We start from the raw sequence: 15,219 nt of genomic DNA, 5'->3' as shown, positions 1-15,219 counted from the left end.
TCCAACCCTCGCTAATCTACCTCCACGTTCGTACATCGGACGGAGTAGCAGAGCGCGTGGTGGCTTGGCTCGAGCCCTCCCGCGGGCGGAGCGACCCGATCCGTCGTCCTCACCAATTCTCGAGGTCCCAGCCGACGAATTCGCGCTCGAGGTCGACCTCGAGCGCCTGGAGCACTCGCGCGAGACCGAGGTAGCACCCGGCGAGCATTCCAACGCCGACTATCACGCCGTCGCTATAGTGCTGGCTCAGCCGTTCGTGGGTTGCGTCATCGACGGCTCCCCCGACGAATTGCTCGACGTATTCGACGAGGGCCGCGTGAGCGGGTTCGAGTCGCTCGAGTTCCTCGCGCGAAATCGCGAGAATCCGTTGCGGGTCCATCCCCTCGTCGAGGGCGACGCGGACGTGCTGTTGCCACTCGTAGGCCGTTTCCGCGTGATACGCCGTCGCGAGGATGACGAGTTCTCGCTCGTGGGGCGACAGGCCGCTCTCCTGCCAGACCAGTGATCCATACCTGCGAAATCCCTCGAGGAGATCGACGTTTCGCCCAATCGCCCGATAGACGTTCAGGGTGCCCCCCGACAGCGAGTGATTGCGGTTCGTTTCGTCTCCGTCCTCGTTCGAGAGCGTATCGAGCAGTTCGCGTTTGTCGGCCGGCATCTCGCCGCGATCGACGTACGAAATTCGTGCCATGTGCACCCATCCCATCCGGCGGTGATAGCTACCGTGGATCCGCTGCTCGCCGAACACGGCCTGGCGGCTGAACACCTAACGATTATCTGGCATTCCGGCGTACTGGACGTGTGAGCAACACGATCGAAAACGAGAGCGACACGCTCGAACTCGGCGATAAAACCGTCCATCGGCTGGGATTCGGAGCGATGCGGCTCTGTGGCGACGCGATCATCGGCCCGCCCGAGGACGAAGAAACCGCGCGTGAAGTCGTCCAGCACGCTGTCGACTGCGGCGTCGACTTCATGGATACAGCTGATTCCTACGGGCCGGGGGTGAGCGAGCGGCTCATCGGAGAAACGATCGGCGACCCCGATGACGTGCTGGTCGCGACCAAGGCCGGCCTCCTGCGCAACCGCGAGGGCGAGTGGCTCGCCCACGGCGAACCGGACTACATCCGAAATCAGGTGCTTGCCTCGCTCGACCGGCTCCGAACCGATACGATCGACCTCTACCAGTTCCATCGCCCCGATCCGGACACGCCCTTCGAGAACTCCGTGCAGACCTTCGCCGAACTCAAAGACGAGGGCCTCGTCGATCAGGTCGGCGTCAGTAACGTCTCCGTCGAACAGCTCGAGACGGCCCGGGAACACGTCGACGTCGCGACGGTCCAGAACCGGTACAACGTGGGAGACCGCTCGAACGCGGACGTCCTCGAGGTCTGTGCGGAGAACGATATCGGGTTCATCCCGTGGGCACCGATCGACGGCGACGACCTCGAGAAACACGGGGACCTACTGGACGAGATTGCTGATGCCCACGACGCGACCCGACGACAGGTCGGGCTGGCGTGGCTGCTCGAGCGCTCGGACGTCATCCTCCCGATTCCGGGGACGTCGGATCCGGACCATCTCGAGTCGAACGTCGCCGCCTCGCGGCTCTCGCTGGACGACGAGGAGGTACAGCGTCTGACCGATATCGCGGAGTAACCCACGCTGAATCGGGTTTCTTCGACGCCGGTGATTCGCATCCCTTCGATACCGTCGACCCGCGCTCGGAGAGCGGCGTCACCCCTCGAGCCGGCCAGCGATACGCTGAGAGAGATCGGTAAGGTAGAACGAACCCCAGACTGCGGCGACGATGGCACCGACGACGTCGTAGACGAGGTCGACGATCGTATCGTTGATGCCGTGTTGGGCAACGATTGCCGTCATACCGAGTTGCTGTGCGCTCCAGTCGATCGCAAACTCTGCGAGCTCCCAGACGACGCCGAAAGCGAGCACGAACACGAGGATGAACGCGAACAGCATCCGCGACGGAACGTATATCTCGTCAGTGTGCAGGTCGATCGCACGAACGACCGCGTATCCGGCCGCAGCGACGATCGACGCCGAAACCGTATGCGTCACGCTGTCCCACTGACCGATGACCCCGTACAGGCCGGCCGAGCCGAGCGCGTGGAGGAAGACCGCCGCCGTGAGCCAGAAGACGAGCCCCGGTTCGAGCGGGAGCCGGTAATCGTCCTCGAGTATCGCGGGGAGGAACGTGATGCCGAGCGCGATGGCGCTGTTGGTGACCGTGGTCGGGTCACGCGTGACGAGCCCGTACAGCAGAAGAACGGCGAGGGCGACCTGCATAACGCGTGAGAGCAGTCGGACGGTTCGATCGGGGACGTCCAGCCGATCGCGGATCAGGCTGGGAACTGCCCCGGTTCCCGAGTTGGCCGTCTTGTCTTGCGGTTCCTGCGTCGGGGTGCGGTCTATTTCGTCAGCGTACTCGCGAGCGGACTGGAAGTAGCGACTGAAGACGGCGCCCGCGAGCAGGCCGGCGAGCGCCGCGTAGGCGAAGTCGACCATCAGCGCGTAGTTGGCCGCATCTTGCGAGCGCCCGTCCAGAATGTAGTTAGTACCGAACGTCGCGTCGGAGAGCCACTGGGCGACGTTCCACGCGCCGGCGACGGCGAGGGTCGTGAGCACCACCAGAACGATCGCGAACGGGTAGTTCATTCGGACCGCGGTGAACCGGTCGACCTCGACGATCGCGACGAGCGCGACCGCGGCGACGGCGATGTAGACCGCGATCATCGTCAGCGGTGATTCGCCGAGCACCGTCGCGTCGGCGACCGGGAGCAAGACGAGGACCAGTAACTCCCAGGGGGGCATCGCGAGCGGATCCCGGAACGCGGCGACCGGAAGCAACACGATCGCGACCGCAAACCAGGTGAACGCGAACCAGCGATACGAGTCGGCGAGACCGTGATTGACCGCGAGCGCCGCGAGAATGACGGTGACGAGCCAGGCTAACACCGCGTTTCGTTGCGTCGAATCCAGCGTCTCATCGAGTTGGGGCTCCGCCATACGCCACACTACAGGCTTGGCGGCCTAAACGCGAAGGCATGAACACGCCGCCGTCGGGCGCTTGAGCCGTCGTCTCAGTCGCCGACGAAAACTGTCTGCAGCCGCGAACCGCAGTTCGGGCAGCAAAGCGTCTGCCACTTCGTCGGGTCGAGTCCCCCCATCGTTTTCGTCCGACGGGCGTCCTCGAACGCTACCGAAACCTCACAGGAACGACACTCGAACGGACCGTCCGGTTCTGACATCGATCGGGTGTAGGGACGGACCGGTATTGGCGTTGTCCGTGGGTCCGCGCTCGCTCGCGTCCGTCGGAACGACACCGCTTGCGACGTCTCGAGCGCTCGAGCAGGCGCGTACGATCCCCGCTGATTACCGACGACGTCCGAGGTTATCACGGACGAATGCTCGAGCGAACAGGATGTTGGCTTCTCGAAGAGGCCCGAACCTCCGCGGAGCGATCTCTCGAGGGCATCTTCCGGTGAGTAAGTCGTCGAGCGTCTCAGGGACGAGTATCGATTTCGATTACCGGTCCGGGTGCGAGAATCGAACCCGACTGCGAGACTCGCTGACGCTCGTCTCGCGTGGTTCGATCTCGGTCGGACTTTTGACTCCTCCGTGAAGCCGTCGTCAAAAGGTCCGGGTGCGAGAATCGAACCCGCGTCTCAGCCTCCACAAGGCTGAAGGATAGTCCACTACCCTAACCCGGACACGCTTGCGTCCTGAATTAGGAGCGGTTGCCCTCAAATACGTTACGACTCGAGCACGAGGCCGTGCGACTCCGTACCGCGCGATCTCCGGGTGGATGCCCACCGCCCGTCGGTAGTCGCCGACAACTCACGACCGAGACGTTTTTTGGGGTACGGGCGCTATCACCGCCAACGCGTGGCCATCACCGACAAAATCTACGTCAAGAATCACCGCCAACTCAGCTCCCAACTCGAGACGAACATCCCGAAGGGTGCGTTCAAGGGAGCGACGCTCGACATGCTCTTTCAGGGCCAGGGGCTCGAGAAACTCGACGACGCGACGCGCGATCGCGTGCTCGATTTCACGCAGGACTTCCTCGACTGCGGCTGTGACAACAACCCCTACTGTGGCTGTCCGGAACGGAAGTTCCTCCAGTATCTCCTCGAACTCCGCGCGCAGGGGCTGGGGCCGGACGCGATCGTCGACGTGATGACCGACGACTACATGGTCTACGCTTACCCCGGCGACGTGCTCTCGTTTCTCGATAACGCCGTACGCACGCTCGAGGCGGCCGAGGGACTCGCCCAGGTCGACGGTGCAGACGAGAAGTACGACGAAATTCGGCGGGAAAAACGGAATCTCTCGAGATAAGGGCCGTCGTCGTTAGACGCGAGTCAGAGCCGTCATCGTTACCGAGTCGAGTCGGAACCGTCGTCCTTATCGAAGCTGGTACGATTCGTCCTCGTTGTCCAACTCGTCGAGCAACAGGACCTCGCCTTCTTCCTCCTCGAGTCGATCCTGTAGGTCGTTCACGTAGGATTTGTACTCGTCGAGTTGCTCGCGGAGGTGGTCGGCCTCGAGTTCGAGGCGCTCGTGTTCGCGGATGAAGCGTTTTGGCACCTCGACGGTCGGGGGGAACGTTTGCTCCTCGCCGTCCGTGCTCCCGTCTCTCGCCTCGAGTTCCGCCTCGGTGACGACCGCGACCTGCCCGTCGTGTTCGACGAGTTGGTCGACGTAGTCCCGGAAGACCGCGGACAACGAGATGTCGCGTTCCTCGGCGATATCCTGCAGCGCCGCGAACGCGTCCTCGTTTACACGAAACGAGATCGTCTTGTTCTTGTTGCCCATTGAGTGCTATTCGTCGGGCATAACACTTAACAGTTCGTCAGACGGGAGGTACCGTCGGACGACGGGAGTGTCCGTCCGACCCGCCGAGCGACGGTATACTCTCCCGAGATCGAAGTTTCCCGCCGCTCACCGACACGGCAGGGCTCTATCACGGGAGTAGATTCGTCGGGCGCTCGAGAGGCGATCGAAACGGTACTCGAGGCCGTTCTCGAGGGTGACCGAACGGAGACGTAGTTGCGCCGATCCGATCACTCGGAATCGGGTGCTACCCCTTTCGCCGCGAGTTCCGCGAGCGCGTCGTCGGTTTTGTCGAGGTCTCCAAGACCCATCCCCTCGAGAACGTGATCCGCCTTCGCGAACTGGATCTCCGCGTAGTCGACGATCTGAACGCGATTCCCCCACGGATCACGGATCTCGATCCCCGGTTCATCGAGCCGGTCGATTTCGAGCGTCTCGAGGCGCTCGGACACGCGATCTGTATCGTCGACGACGAGACCGAAGTGGCGAGCGTCGTCGATCTCGTCGCCAGCCGCATCGGTTTCCGCGAGCGCGATGAACTGGTCGCCCATATCGAGAAACGCGTGCGTATCGCTCCGACTCCGGAGGTCGAACGCGAACAGCGACTCGTAGAACTCGAGTGCGGCGTCGATATCGCCGACCTCGCAAGCGACGTGATTGATACCGACGAGCCTGGCGCGTCCGTCGTCTCTGTGGGTGCTATCCGAGTCGACCATAGGCTATCTTCCGGCTCGAGCCCGGTAACGACTGTGCCGGCAGGCTCCGCCGGTTGCGCTCGCGAGCGGCTGCGAAAAAGAACGGTGACCGCGACCGACCTCAGACCGTCGCTTCGGCGTCGTCGCTCTCGATATCCTCGAGGCTCTCGAGGGCCTGAATCACGTCGTTGCGGTAGTTGATGACGGGCGAGTCGTAGCGCTCGCGAGCCATCTGGGCGTACTCGTTCGTGGGTGCCGTCGAGCCGCTTTCGGGTGCCTCCTGTTCGGCTTCCCACGCCTCGAACGCTTCGATGCGGTCGAGCGTCCGTTCTGCGGTTTCGACGACCCAGCGGTCGCGGGTAGCGGCGTCGACGATCGAAATCGACTCCGGCCGGACGGAGACGTTGACGGTACCGTCTTCGGTCTCGTAGGTTCGGGGTTTGCCCACGATCGAGACGTAGGCCGGCGGCTCCGTGTCCCGGAGAACGGCGGCCGCCTCGGGCTGGTACTGACCGGCGTAGACGAAGAACGTCCCGGTCGGATCGACGACCCGGCCGCGCCAGTACTCGCTTTCGTCGCCGACGTCTTCGGTCTCGGTGAGGGTTCCGACGATGAACGCGCGGTTCGCGCGGTCGCCGGTCGGGAGGAGCGCGTAGTTCGGCGCGCGCTCGTCGTCGCTCTCTTTGAAGGTGTACGTCGAATCGTTGAATTCGGATGCGAAGACGCGTCGGGCGACTTCGCGGGTGAGTTCTGACTGGCTCATGTCACATCGACCTCGCTTTGATCAGCAGTTCCTCCGCATCGGCCGGCCCGTCGAGTTCCTCGACGTCGTCGGCCAGCACGTAGCGGCCGAAGGTCGGCCCCTCTATTCGGTAGTAGGTGCCCACGATATCGTCCATGATCTCGTCGGCGACGATGGTCGTATCCAGCGCGTCCATCGCCATCTCCTTTGCCTCCTCGAGACTCAGCCCGGTGAGGTCCTCGGTGGCCTCCTTGTCGAAGATGACCTCGTGGGCGTCGATGCCGTCGTCGACGACGGCCTTGATTCGGAGGTCGAACTCGCCTTCGACCTCGCCGTGTTCGTTACAGCGGCCGTTCTGGAGGACGCGCGTACAGTCGTCCTTCGGGCAGCGCTTGATGAGCCCGCTGCCGCTTTGCATGTCGACGAGCGCGCCTTCGATCACGCTCGTGTCGTCGCCGACCTCGAGCTCCTCGTCGAGTTCCTCGATGACGGTCGTGCTGTTGAGTTTGACCGAGTACCGGCCCTGGTACTCGTCGGTGACGACGTTCTGGAGTTCGTAGACGCCGCCTTCCTCGAGGGCGGGCAGGTCGGATTTCGCCCACTTGGTGAACTTGATCGTTCCCGTGGGGTCGCCCAGCAGGCCGACCTGTGCGACGGAGTCGCTTCGGGGATCCCAGAGCTCGATGACCTTCGCGGTGAGGTCGATCCACTGCTCCGGTTCGTCGACGTCTTCGACGTTGACGGCCTCGCTGCCGCCGCGCGAGATGTCTTCGCGCTCTAGGTCCGCTTCCTCCAGGTAGTGGTTGGTGACGCTCCGTCGCGCTTCGTCGATGGGAACCTTGTACTCGTCGACGAGCGTTGTCAGGCGCTCCTCGACGTCGTCGACGGAGACGTCGATGTGGTCTGAAAACTGGTCGTGTATGTCGTCCGCGTGCTGTCGTACGTCGCTCATTGTGTCACGCCTCCTCTTTCGTTTCAGTGGGAGGCATACCCAGCTTCGCGCCCAATAGTATTTAAAGTAACGGGGCCGGAGTGAAAGTGAACGGGACGACTCGAACTGCGAAACTGCAACCAGATCTCGGTTCGCGGTCCGCTCCGATTCCGGCGACGGGACTATGTGGCCCGCGGCCCAACGGATCGGTAATGGCGGACCGTCGTCGTCTCGAGCGGTTCCTTCGCTCGAAGCTCCAGCAAGCCGGCGAGCAGTACGAACAGGTTCGCGGATCGACGGACGAGCAACTCGCGGAGGCTCGCGAGGCCTACCGGGTGGCGAAAAACGCCCGTGGGATCCCCTCGGACGAGGCGGGACGGGCGAAGATCGTCTGTCGCCGCTACGCCGAACAGCGAGCGGCGATGCTCGACGAGCAGTACCGGCCGGCCTGTTACGAGGCGGGCCATCCCGACTGCGAGGGCTGTGCGGAGGACGTTCGCGAGGGCCGGATCGAAACGTGGTGAACTACCGGTATCCATTCCGATTCGCCGCTCGAGGGACTGTGTTGCGTTATCCCTCGTCCGCCGTAACGACGCGGTCGACTGCCCTGCGCTCGCCGTCCTCGTAAACGTAGGTCGTCTCAGAATCCTCGCCCTCGGTGTGGCGGTGGCTCCCGTCACAGAACGGGAACGAGTCCGAGAGACCGCACTGACAGATCGCGACGTCGCCCTTCTCGTCGTCGATATCGGTGGGGTCCAGTTTTCGCGGGCCGGTTGCCTCGAGTTCGACGAGTCGTGTCATCACTCGCGGTTCGGGACCGATCGCCGAAAAGGAACTGGTCATCGGTCGCTCCGCTCTCGAGTCGCGACCGAAGGCGGTGGCCGGAATCGTCGTAAACGCAAGCTACTTGGTTCCCGTTCGTAATTTCGACGTACGCAACTGACATGAGTTTCCACGATGCAGGAACGTCGATCGCGATCATCCTTACCGTCGTCAAGACGCTGATCCTGCTCGTGGGCGGCGTTATCACGTTCTTCGCGTACAAGGCCTACCGTCGGACCCGTCAGCGCGCGCTCGGCTATCTCGCTGCCGGATTCGGCCTCGTCACCCTCGGACTGGTGCTCGCCGGCTTGCTCTACGAACTGCTCGAGGTCCCGCTGATGACGGGCATTCTTCTCGAGAGTCTGCTCATGCTCGCCGGCTTTCTCATCATCGCCTACTCGCTGTACGTCTCGTAGTGACTCGCCTACTGGTCGCTCTCGGACGCTTTCTCGACGGTTTCGCCGTCCCGTCGGCGTATCACAACCAGTTCGGCCCAGACGCGTCCGCCGCATCCTCGTCGTGCCACGAGTATTCGGGCGTCCACCCGAGTAGCTCAGCGGCTTTCGCGTTCGAGAGCGCGGACTGCTTGCCCTCGAGGGAGGCGTCGTCGGGACGTTCGCCACAGACAGCCTCGACGAGTTCTCTCGTCGGCCGTCCGAGGTAGTTCTCGTCGGCGACGCAACAGACCGCTTCGTGGCCGTTGTGATCGGCTCCGAGCGCCGCTTCGACCATCCGGGCAACGTCGCGCACGTCCACGTAGGAGCCGAAGTTTCCGCCGGACGCCTCGTCCGTGAGATCCGTTCCGTCCTCGGTCGGGCGCGCTCGAGCGTTGTCCGGCGTGAACACCGTCGCCGGCCGAACGGTGGTAACGGTCACATCGTATCGCCGAGCGGTCGTCCGTGCGATCTCCTCGCTACAGACCTTCGACAGCCCGTAGGAATCCTCCGGACGGCGGTCGTGTTCCTCGTCGATCGGCAGGTAGTCCGGCGTCCAGTCCGTCTCCGCGAACAGCGCGCCGTAGGCCGCCTGTGAGGACGACCAGACGACGTCGGTTCCCGTGCGCCCGGCCGCCTGGAACACGTTGTACGTGCTCGTAACGTTGTTCTCGAAGACCCGCGTCGCCGGGTTCACGAGCGGGTCTGAGATCGCCGCCAGGTGGACGATCGCGTCGGGATCGACCTCGCGAATTGTCTCCCACGTGGCGGCCTGTTCGGTCAGGTCGACGGCACGGAACTCAGCGTTCGCGCGTACTCCCTCGGGACGCTCGCGATCGATGCCAACGACGTGGACGCCGCCATCCGCGAGTCGGTCGACGACCCACGAACCGACGTCTCCGAGGGCACCCGTGACGACTGCGGTACTGACGTCGTGATCGAACTCCGGCGTCGATAGCTCGGTCATGCTAGACGTCTACCGGTCACCCCACTAAACCGTGGTCCCAAATATTTGCACCGGTGTCGCGAACTCGCGTCGGCGGGGCGCGCTCGTCCCGTCCCGTGTTGGCCTACTGTTTTGTTCCTGTTCGCGGTATGGCACACGCATGGATACTACTGGCGTTCGCGTGACGACCGTCGCGGTCGGGTTCGTCGTCGCTTTCGGCGTGATTCTTCTCGTTCTCTCCGCCGTCGGCGTTCGAGCGACAGCGTCCGCCGTCGCGACCGCAAACAGCATCGGCCTGATCGCGGTCCTCGCGGCCGTCGTGCTCTGGGCCGGCGCGTGGACGTACACGTTCTCGATCGTCTTGCACATTCTCGACGTCGACCACGGCCCGATCGGTGCGGTCCTCATGTTCGGCGACGTGCTCTTTGCCAACAGCGTCGCCCCGTCGACGTATCTGGGCGGCGAACCCCTCGCCGCGTTCTTTCTGACTCGTCACACCGGCCGCGACTACGAGACCAGTTTCGCGACGGTCTCGAGCGTCGATCTGTTGAATTACGCCCCCATGCTACCACTGGCCGGGATCGGCGTCGTCTACATCACCGTGACCGCGGCGCTCGGTCGACGAGTCGAATTCGCACTCCTGGCGGTGGTCGCCGTGTTCGGGTTCATTCTCGGCGGGATCGTTCTGGGATGGCAGTATCGGCGGCGGGCGATAGTCGGCACCGCTCGTCTCTTCGGCGGCCTCTCGACTCGAGTGAGCGCGGTCGTGCCCGGTATTCGGGCGGTTTCGGTCGATCGATTATACGACCGCCTCGAGCTGTTCGTCGAAGAAGTCGAACGGGTGACCGCCGACCGACGCAATCTAAAGCGCGCACTCGTCTCCTCGACGGCGGGCTGGCTCTGTCTCTCGCTCGCGCTCTGGCTCGCCGTCTACGCGGTCGGGTACAAGATCCCGCCGGAAATCGCGCTGTTCATCGTCCCGCTCGGCGCGACGACGAACGTGCTTCCTCTCCCGGGCGGACTCGGCACCGTCGAGTCGGTGTTCATCCTGTTGCTCGTCGCCACCGCCGGCGTTCCCGCCGTCGAAGCGGCGGCCGCGACGCTGCTCTACCGTGCGGCGACGTACTGGCTCCCGCTGTTTTTCGGCGTCGGAACCGTCGCGGTCTCGTACTCGCCGTGGCTCGAGCGACCACGGGACCGTTCGTAGTGACGTCGAACCTGTCCAGAATTGGACTCGAGGATACGGGCTCGAGTCCAGTGGAGAAACCAAGCCTAGGCCGGAATTTGAATCCGGGCTCTCGTCCTTACCAAGGACGCGCTTTACCGCTAAGCTACCCAGGCGCGCATTTCATCGTTGTCTCGAGTCGTCTTTATGCGTTTCGATTCGCCACCGGGCGTGGGGTGGTGTGGCGCGGTTCGAGTCAGGGATCGGTCGCGGAGGTCGCTCGATCGGTCGTGTGGTCCTCGAGTGACTGCCCGGAGCGCGACGGATCGGGGTCGACGAGATACGTCCCGGCCGGCGGGAACGAGGCCCCGACGGCGTCAGCGATGGCGTCGGCCGTGGCGAGCAGCCGCGAACTCGGGGCGTCGCCCACGGCGGCGGCTCCGGTGAGGACGGCGAGTTCGAGGATGTCTCGTTCCAGGTTGGCGTCGATGGACTCGCGTTCGGACTCGTCGGCGTCAGCGACTGCACCGTGGCGGCTCTGATCCCGTCCGAACGCCTGCACGGTTCGGACCGCTTTCCCCGCGGCGTCGGTGCGGGCGAGCAGGTAGAACCCGCGAGCGACGAGGATATCGGCGGCGAGAATCTCGAGGTCGCTGGCGGTCGTGTCGTCCCGATCGGTCTCCATCGCCGCCCACGGTTCGTCGCGGGCGAGCGCCCGCGTCAGGCGCAGCCCCTCGTAGATGAGCTGCACACCGGCTGCTTGCGTGGCGATGCCGTCGAATTCGCGCTCGGAGGAACGGCTGCGATCCGTGTCGCGGTCGCGTTGGTGGTCCCCGGTTTGCGCTCGGCTCGTCGATCGGTCGGCCTCGAATGCGGTCCCGTCGCTTCCGTCGACTGTCGCTGCGGCGCTCTCGATGGTGAGCACGCCCGGAAGCATCGACGCTTCCTCGAGGGTGGTTTCGATGTGGTCGTGTAGCTGCGGTGGTTCCACGTCCGCGACGGCCTCGGAGGCGGCACGCCGACAGCTGTCGGCTTTTTCCATTGGCAGAGGCTTACGACGGCGGAGCCAAAGACCTTTGGAAACCTCTGATAGACTGCCGCACATGATCGATGTCGATATCGATGCCGACCGGTCCGTCCGCACCGTCATGATCGACCGCCCCGAGGCGCGAAACGCCCTGACCGTCGACGGGCTCGAGTCGCTCGAGGCGGCGATCGAGGCGGCCGACGAACCCGTGATCTATCTTCGCGGACGCGGCTCGGCGTTCTGTGCTGGCGCGGACCTCGCGGCGGTCGGCGGCCTCGACGGCGACCGCGACCGGGCCGTCGAGTTCGCCCGCCTGGGCCAGCGCGTCGCCCGGACCATCGAGGACTCGCCGGCGGTCGTCGTGGCCGGTATCGACGGTCCCGCGCGCGGCGGCGGTCTCGAACTCGCGCTCGCGTGTGACGTCCGCGTCGGCGCGCCCGACTCGACCTACGGCGAGCCCGGCGTGACGTTCGGGCTGTTCGGTGCCTGGGGCGGCACCGTCCGGCTGCCCCGCGCGGTCGGCGACGGAAACGCCCTCGAGTTCGCGCTCTCGGGCCGAGCCGTCGACGCCGAGGAGGCCCTGCGAATGGGTCTGATCTCGCGGATCGAGGACGACCCGCGAGACGTCGCCGAAGAGATCGCTTCGAACGCGGTCGACACCCTCGCCGTCCTGAAACGCCGGATCCGGGACGACAGCGAGCGCGCGACGCAGGAGCGACGGGAAGCGCAGGCCTTCGGCGACCTCGTCGAAGCCCACGCGGACGATATCGACGCGCTGCTCGAGTAGTCGCCGCGAGTTCGGTGCGGCAGTCGGTCACCGCGAACGTGTGAGTATCCTAACGGTTTTGTATGCGCTCGATAGTACACAGACCAATGCCCGAGACGGTATTTCTCGCCGGTGATCGCGTCGATCTTCGACCGATCGAGGAGGACGACCTCGAGTTCTTGCAACGAGAGATCAACGATCCGCGCGTCTGGCGGGCGATCGGTGGCTCGAGGCCGATCAACCGAGCGCAGGAACAGGACTTTTTCGAGAACGTCGTCTGCGACGACGACACGGTGAACCTGCTCGTCGTCGCCGATTCGACGCCGGTCGGAACGATCGGCTTCAACTCGATCGAGTGGGAGTCCCGGCGCGCGGAGATCGGCTACTGGATCGCCCCAGCGTACCACGAACGGGGATACGGAAGCGACGCGACCGAGCGTCTCGTCACCTACGGCTTCGACCAGTTCGGTCTGCACAAGCTCACGGCTCGCGTCTTCGAGTTCAACGAGGCCTCGCAGCGACTGCTCGAGTCGGTCGGATTCACGCGGGAAGGCGTCCACCGAGACGAGGCGTTCGTCGACGGCGAGTACCACGACACCTACTGGTACGGCGTCCTCGAGGACGAGTGGCGCTCGGAGACGGAATCGGAATAGGGTGCGGACTGTGCGAGTCGCGATCAGTTCGGCGGCTCGGGCGCCGGCGGCACCCGTCGTTTGTGCTCGCTGCGCTCGTACATGCCGCGGACCTTCTCGACCGTCTCCGCGTCGACCTCGAGCAGCCGGCAGGTCGCGGCGACTGACAGCGGGCCGTCGACGTGCGTCGCGAGTATCGAGTCGAGCGTCTCGTAGCTGACGCCCATCTCGTCCTCGTCGGTCTGGTCGGCCCACAGCTCCGCCGTGGCGGTTTTCGCGGCGAGATCCTCCGGAACGCCGACGTGGCGAGCGAGCTGTCGAACCTGCGCCTTGTAGAGGTTGCCGATCGGGTGACAGTCAACGGCTCCGTCGCCGTACTTGGTGAAGTAGCCGACGGCGGCCTCGCTGCGGTTGCCGGTTCCCAGCACCAGTCGCTGTTCGTGGTTCGCCACGAGGTAGTTCAGGACGGCCCGGACGCGCGCTCGAGCGTTGCCGACGGCCTCGCGGTCCTCCTCGGCTTCGGGGTAGGCCGCCAGCAGCGAGTCGATGACCGGTTCGATTTCGATGACGTCGTACCCGATCTCGAGGTCCTGGGCGACCCGTTCGGCGTCGCTCATGTTCCCGCCGCTGCTGACGGTCGCGGGCAGGACGAGCCCGTGGACGTTCTCCGCGCCGAGCGCCTCGACGGCGAGCTCGGCGGTGAGCGTGCTATCGATGCCGCCGGAAAGGCCGAGGACGGCACCCTCCGCTCCCGCGGTATCGACCCGCTCGCGGATAAAGTCCGTAATGTGTTCGCGTCGTTGTTCCAGTTCCCCTTCCGAGAAGCGAAGGTCGAGCGTAGGCATGTCTCCTCGTACGGATGGCTCGTCCTAATAGCCTCCCCTCGCAGGCAAAAAGTGGACGGGTGTTACATTCTCGAGGTGCCATGGATGCGGTGACTCGAGGGGAGAGCGCTACGTTGAAGTGCAATCGGCGGGTACGTTCGGATGACTTGCGGGCCTCGCCGCGCGAGGCTCGCAGCGACGATGCGCGCCGATGGTCCAGTGGTAGGACATGAGCTTCCCAAGCTCATAGCCCGGGTTCGACTCCCGGTCGGCGCATCCGCTGGTTTCTGGATATCGCGTCGCTCGGCGAGCGCTCGAGCGTCGGAGCCGAATCAAAATGACAGAACCGACCGCGTGTCGAAGACCGATGGCGCGCCTTACTCGTAGATGCCCATCGCTTCGATCTGCTCCTGATACCGGTTTCGGATCGTGACTTCGGTCACCTGGGCGACGTTGGCGACCTCGCGCTGGGTCTTCTTCTCGTTACAGAGCAAGGACGCGGCGTAGATCGCGGCGGCGGCGTAGCCGGTGGGCGACTTCCCCGACAGGAGTCCCTTCTCGGTCGTCGTCTCGATGATCTCGTTGGCTTTCACCTGCACCTCTTCGGAAAGCTCGAGTTCGGAACAAAAGCGCGGCACGTACTGCGTCGGGTTGACCGGTTTCATCTCGAGGCCGAGTTCCTGGGCGACGTACCGATACGTCCGACCGATCTCCTTGCGCTCGACCCGGGAGACGGCGGCGACCTCCTCGAGCGATCGGGGAATCCCCTCCATGCGACAGGCGGCGTAGAGGGTGCTGGTCGCGACGCCCTCGATCGAGCGGCCGCGGATGAGGTCCTCGTCCAGCGCCCGTCGGTACATCACGCAGGCGACCTCGCGGACGGACCGGGGGATGCCGAGCGAGGAGGCCATCCGGTCGGTTTCCGAAAGGGCGAACTGCAAGTTCCGCTCGCCGGCGTCTTTCGTTCGGATCCGCTCTTGCCACTTGCGCAGTCGGCGCATCTGATTGCGTTTGTCCGAGGAGAGCGACCGTCCGTACGCGTCCTGGTTTTTCCAGTCGATCGAGGTCGTCAACCCCTTGTCGTGCATCGTCTGCGTCGTCGGCGCGCCGACGCGAGACTTGTTCTGTCGTTCGGAGTGGTTGAACGCGCGCCACTCCGGGCCGCGATCGATGTTCGTTCCTTCGACGATCAGTCCACAGTGGTCACAGACGAGTTCTCCCTGATCCTCGCTTTTGATGAGTGTTCCGCTGTCACACTCACTGCATACCCGCTCACCCCCTGATTCCTGCGTTTTTTCGTCCGTTTCAGAATCACGCTGGCGCTGGCGGGTGGAACTAGCCATTTCGAATCGATATCGGAGTCCCAGTGGCTTAAGGG

Annotated in this window: 18 protein-coding genes and 3 tRNA genes; 8 read left to right on the top strand and 13 right to left on the bottom strand. The window is 64.4% G+C overall.

All coding sequences use genetic code 11. The annotated features are described in order from the left end of the window. Window positions 1-109 precede the first annotated feature (109 nt). On the bottom strand, window positions 110-691 hold the full coding sequence (locus DWB23_RS15585) for a carboxymuconolactone decarboxylase family protein (protein WP_121744299.1): 582 nt from the start codon (window positions 689-691) through the stop codon (window positions 110-112). Between the two features lie 110 nt (window positions 692-801). On the opposite strand from DWB23_RS15585, the gene DWB23_RS15580 reads away from it, so the two are divergent. After that, window positions 802-1,659, top strand: coding sequence for an aldo/keto reductase (locus tag DWB23_RS15580; protein ID WP_121743732.1), 858 nt, complete (start codon window positions 802-804; stop codon window positions 1,657-1,659). A gap of 78 nt (window positions 1,660-1,737) precedes the next feature. On the opposite strand, the gene DWB23_RS15575 is transcribed toward DWB23_RS15580, so the two are convergent. After that, on the bottom strand, window positions 1,738-3,027 hold the full coding sequence (locus DWB23_RS15575; protein ID WP_121743731.1) for a hypothetical protein: 1,290 nt from the start codon (window positions 3,025-3,027) through the stop codon (window positions 1,738-1,740). 631 nt (window positions 3,028-3,658) lie between these two features. Beyond that, a tRNA-His gene (locus DWB23_RS15565) sits at window positions 3,659-3,731 on the bottom strand. A gap of 175 nt (window positions 3,732-3,906) precedes the next feature. Here DWB23_RS15565 and DWB23_RS15560 point away from each other — a divergent pair. Then, a complete protein-coding gene (locus DWB23_RS15560; protein WP_121743729.1) occupies window positions 3,907-4,362 on the top strand; it encodes a DUF5814 domain-containing protein in 456 nt (151 codons plus the stop codon). A 66-nt stretch (window positions 4,363-4,428) separates the two neighbouring features. Here the strand turns inward: DWB23_RS15560 and DWB23_RS15555 are convergent, their stop codons facing one another. From DWB23_RS15555 to DWB23_RS15540, 4 genes are all read right to left on the bottom strand, one after another. Next, entirely contained in the window at window positions 4,429-4,839 is a 411-nt protein-coding gene (locus DWB23_RS15555) for a ribbon-helix-helix protein, CopG family (RefSeq protein WP_121743728.1), read from the bottom strand. A 248-nt stretch (window positions 4,840-5,087) separates the two neighbouring features. Further along, window positions 5,088-5,573, bottom strand: a complete 486-nt coding sequence (locus tag DWB23_RS15550) for a VOC family protein (RefSeq protein ID WP_121743727.1) — start codon at window positions 5,571-5,573, stop codon at window positions 5,088-5,090. 100 nt (window positions 5,574-5,673) lie between these two features. Further along, complete coding sequence (locus DWB23_RS15545) at window positions 5,674-6,315, bottom strand: RPA family protein (protein WP_121743726.1); 642 nt, start codon at window positions 6,313-6,315, stop codon at window positions 5,674-5,676. Between the two features lies 1 nt (window position 6,316). Beyond that, window positions 6,317-7,246 (bottom strand): replication factor A, encoded by a 930-nt coding sequence (locus DWB23_RS15540; protein WP_121743725.1) that lies wholly within the window; start codon window positions 7,244-7,246, stop codon window positions 6,317-6,319. Between the two features lie 191 nt (window positions 7,247-7,437). On the opposite strand from DWB23_RS15540, the gene DWB23_RS15535 reads away from it, so the two are divergent. Further along, complete coding sequence (locus DWB23_RS15535) at window positions 7,438-7,749, top strand: DUF7091 family protein (RefSeq protein ID WP_121743724.1); 312 nt, start codon at window positions 7,438-7,440, stop codon at window positions 7,747-7,749. A 46-nt stretch (window positions 7,750-7,795) separates the two neighbouring features. On the opposite strand, the gene DWB23_RS15530 is transcribed toward DWB23_RS15535, so the two are convergent. Next, window positions 7,796-8,026 (bottom strand): CDGSH iron-sulfur domain-containing protein, encoded by a 231-nt coding sequence (locus DWB23_RS15530; RefSeq protein WP_121744298.1) that lies wholly within the window; start codon window positions 8,024-8,026, stop codon window positions 7,796-7,798. Window positions 8,027-8,169: 143 nt separating this feature from the next. Here DWB23_RS15530 and DWB23_RS15525 point away from each other — a divergent pair, with 143 nt between their 5' ends. After that, window positions 8,170-8,463, top strand: coding sequence for a DUF7521 family protein (locus tag DWB23_RS15525; protein WP_121743723.1), 294 nt, complete (start codon window positions 8,170-8,172; stop codon window positions 8,461-8,463). Window positions 8,464-8,524: 61 nt separating this feature from the next. On the opposite strand, the gene DWB23_RS15520 is transcribed toward DWB23_RS15525, so the two are convergent. Continuing rightward, window positions 8,525-9,448 (bottom strand): NAD-dependent epimerase/dehydratase family protein, encoded by a 924-nt coding sequence (locus DWB23_RS15520; protein ID WP_121743722.1) that lies wholly within the window; start codon window positions 9,446-9,448, stop codon window positions 8,525-8,527. A 139-nt stretch (window positions 9,449-9,587) separates the two neighbouring features. Here DWB23_RS15520 and DWB23_RS15515 point away from each other — a divergent pair, with 139 nt between their 5' ends. Beyond that, on the top strand, window positions 9,588-10,634 hold the full coding sequence (locus DWB23_RS15515) for a lysylphosphatidylglycerol synthase transmembrane domain-containing protein (protein WP_121743721.1): 1,047 nt from the start codon (window positions 9,588-9,590) through the stop codon (window positions 10,632-10,634). A 62-nt stretch (window positions 10,635-10,696) separates the two neighbouring features. Here the strand turns inward: DWB23_RS15515 and DWB23_RS15510 are convergent. Continuing rightward, window positions 10,697-10,768: transfer RNA gene (locus DWB23_RS15510), tRNA-Thr, on the bottom strand. Window positions 10,769-10,848: 80 nt separating this feature from the next. Continuing rightward, window positions 10,849-11,634: a DUF7114 family protein gene (locus tag DWB23_RS15505; RefSeq protein WP_121743720.1), complete on the bottom strand. Its 786-nt coding sequence runs from the start codon at window positions 11,632-11,634 to the stop codon at window positions 10,849-10,851. Between the two features lie 61 nt (window positions 11,635-11,695). Between DWB23_RS15505 and DWB23_RS15500 the strand changes: the two genes are divergently transcribed. Continuing rightward, the gene (locus DWB23_RS15500; protein WP_121743719.1) at window positions 11,696-12,406 is read left to right on the top strand and encodes an enoyl-CoA hydratase/isomerase family protein; all 711 of its coding nucleotides are present in this window, start codon (window positions 11,696-11,698) and stop codon (window positions 12,404-12,406) included. 86 nt (window positions 12,407-12,492) lie between these two features. After that, a complete protein-coding gene (locus DWB23_RS15495) occupies window positions 12,493-13,038 on the top strand; it encodes a GNAT family N-acetyltransferase (protein WP_121743718.1) in 546 nt (181 codons plus the stop codon). Between the two features lie 23 nt (window positions 13,039-13,061). Here DWB23_RS15495 and DWB23_RS15490 read toward each other — a convergent pair whose 3' ends face one another. Next, window positions 13,062-13,862 (bottom strand): NAD+ synthase, encoded by an 801-nt coding sequence (locus DWB23_RS15490; RefSeq protein WP_121743717.1) that lies wholly within the window; start codon window positions 13,860-13,862, stop codon window positions 13,062-13,064. A gap of 184 nt (window positions 13,863-14,046) precedes the next feature. Here DWB23_RS15490 and DWB23_RS15485 point away from each other — a divergent pair. Beyond that, window positions 14,047-14,117, top strand: a tRNA-Gly gene (locus tag DWB23_RS15485). Between the two features lie 101 nt (window positions 14,118-14,218). On the opposite strand, the gene DWB23_RS15480 is transcribed toward DWB23_RS15485, so the two are convergent. Continuing rightward, on the bottom strand, window positions 14,219-15,184 hold the full coding sequence (locus tag DWB23_RS15480) for a transcription initiation factor IIB (protein ID WP_121743716.1): 966 nt from the start codon (window positions 15,182-15,184) through the stop codon (window positions 14,219-14,221). Window positions 15,185-15,219: the final 35 nt, after the last annotated feature.

This window comes from Natronorubrum halophilum (assembly GCF_003670115.1).
GTDB lineage: Archaea > Halobacteriota > Halobacteria > Halobacteriales > Natrialbaceae > Natronorubrum > Natronorubrum halophilum.
The sequence above is the reverse complement of the archived record's forward strand: the minus strand, read 5'-3'. Positions and strand labels throughout refer to the sequence as shown.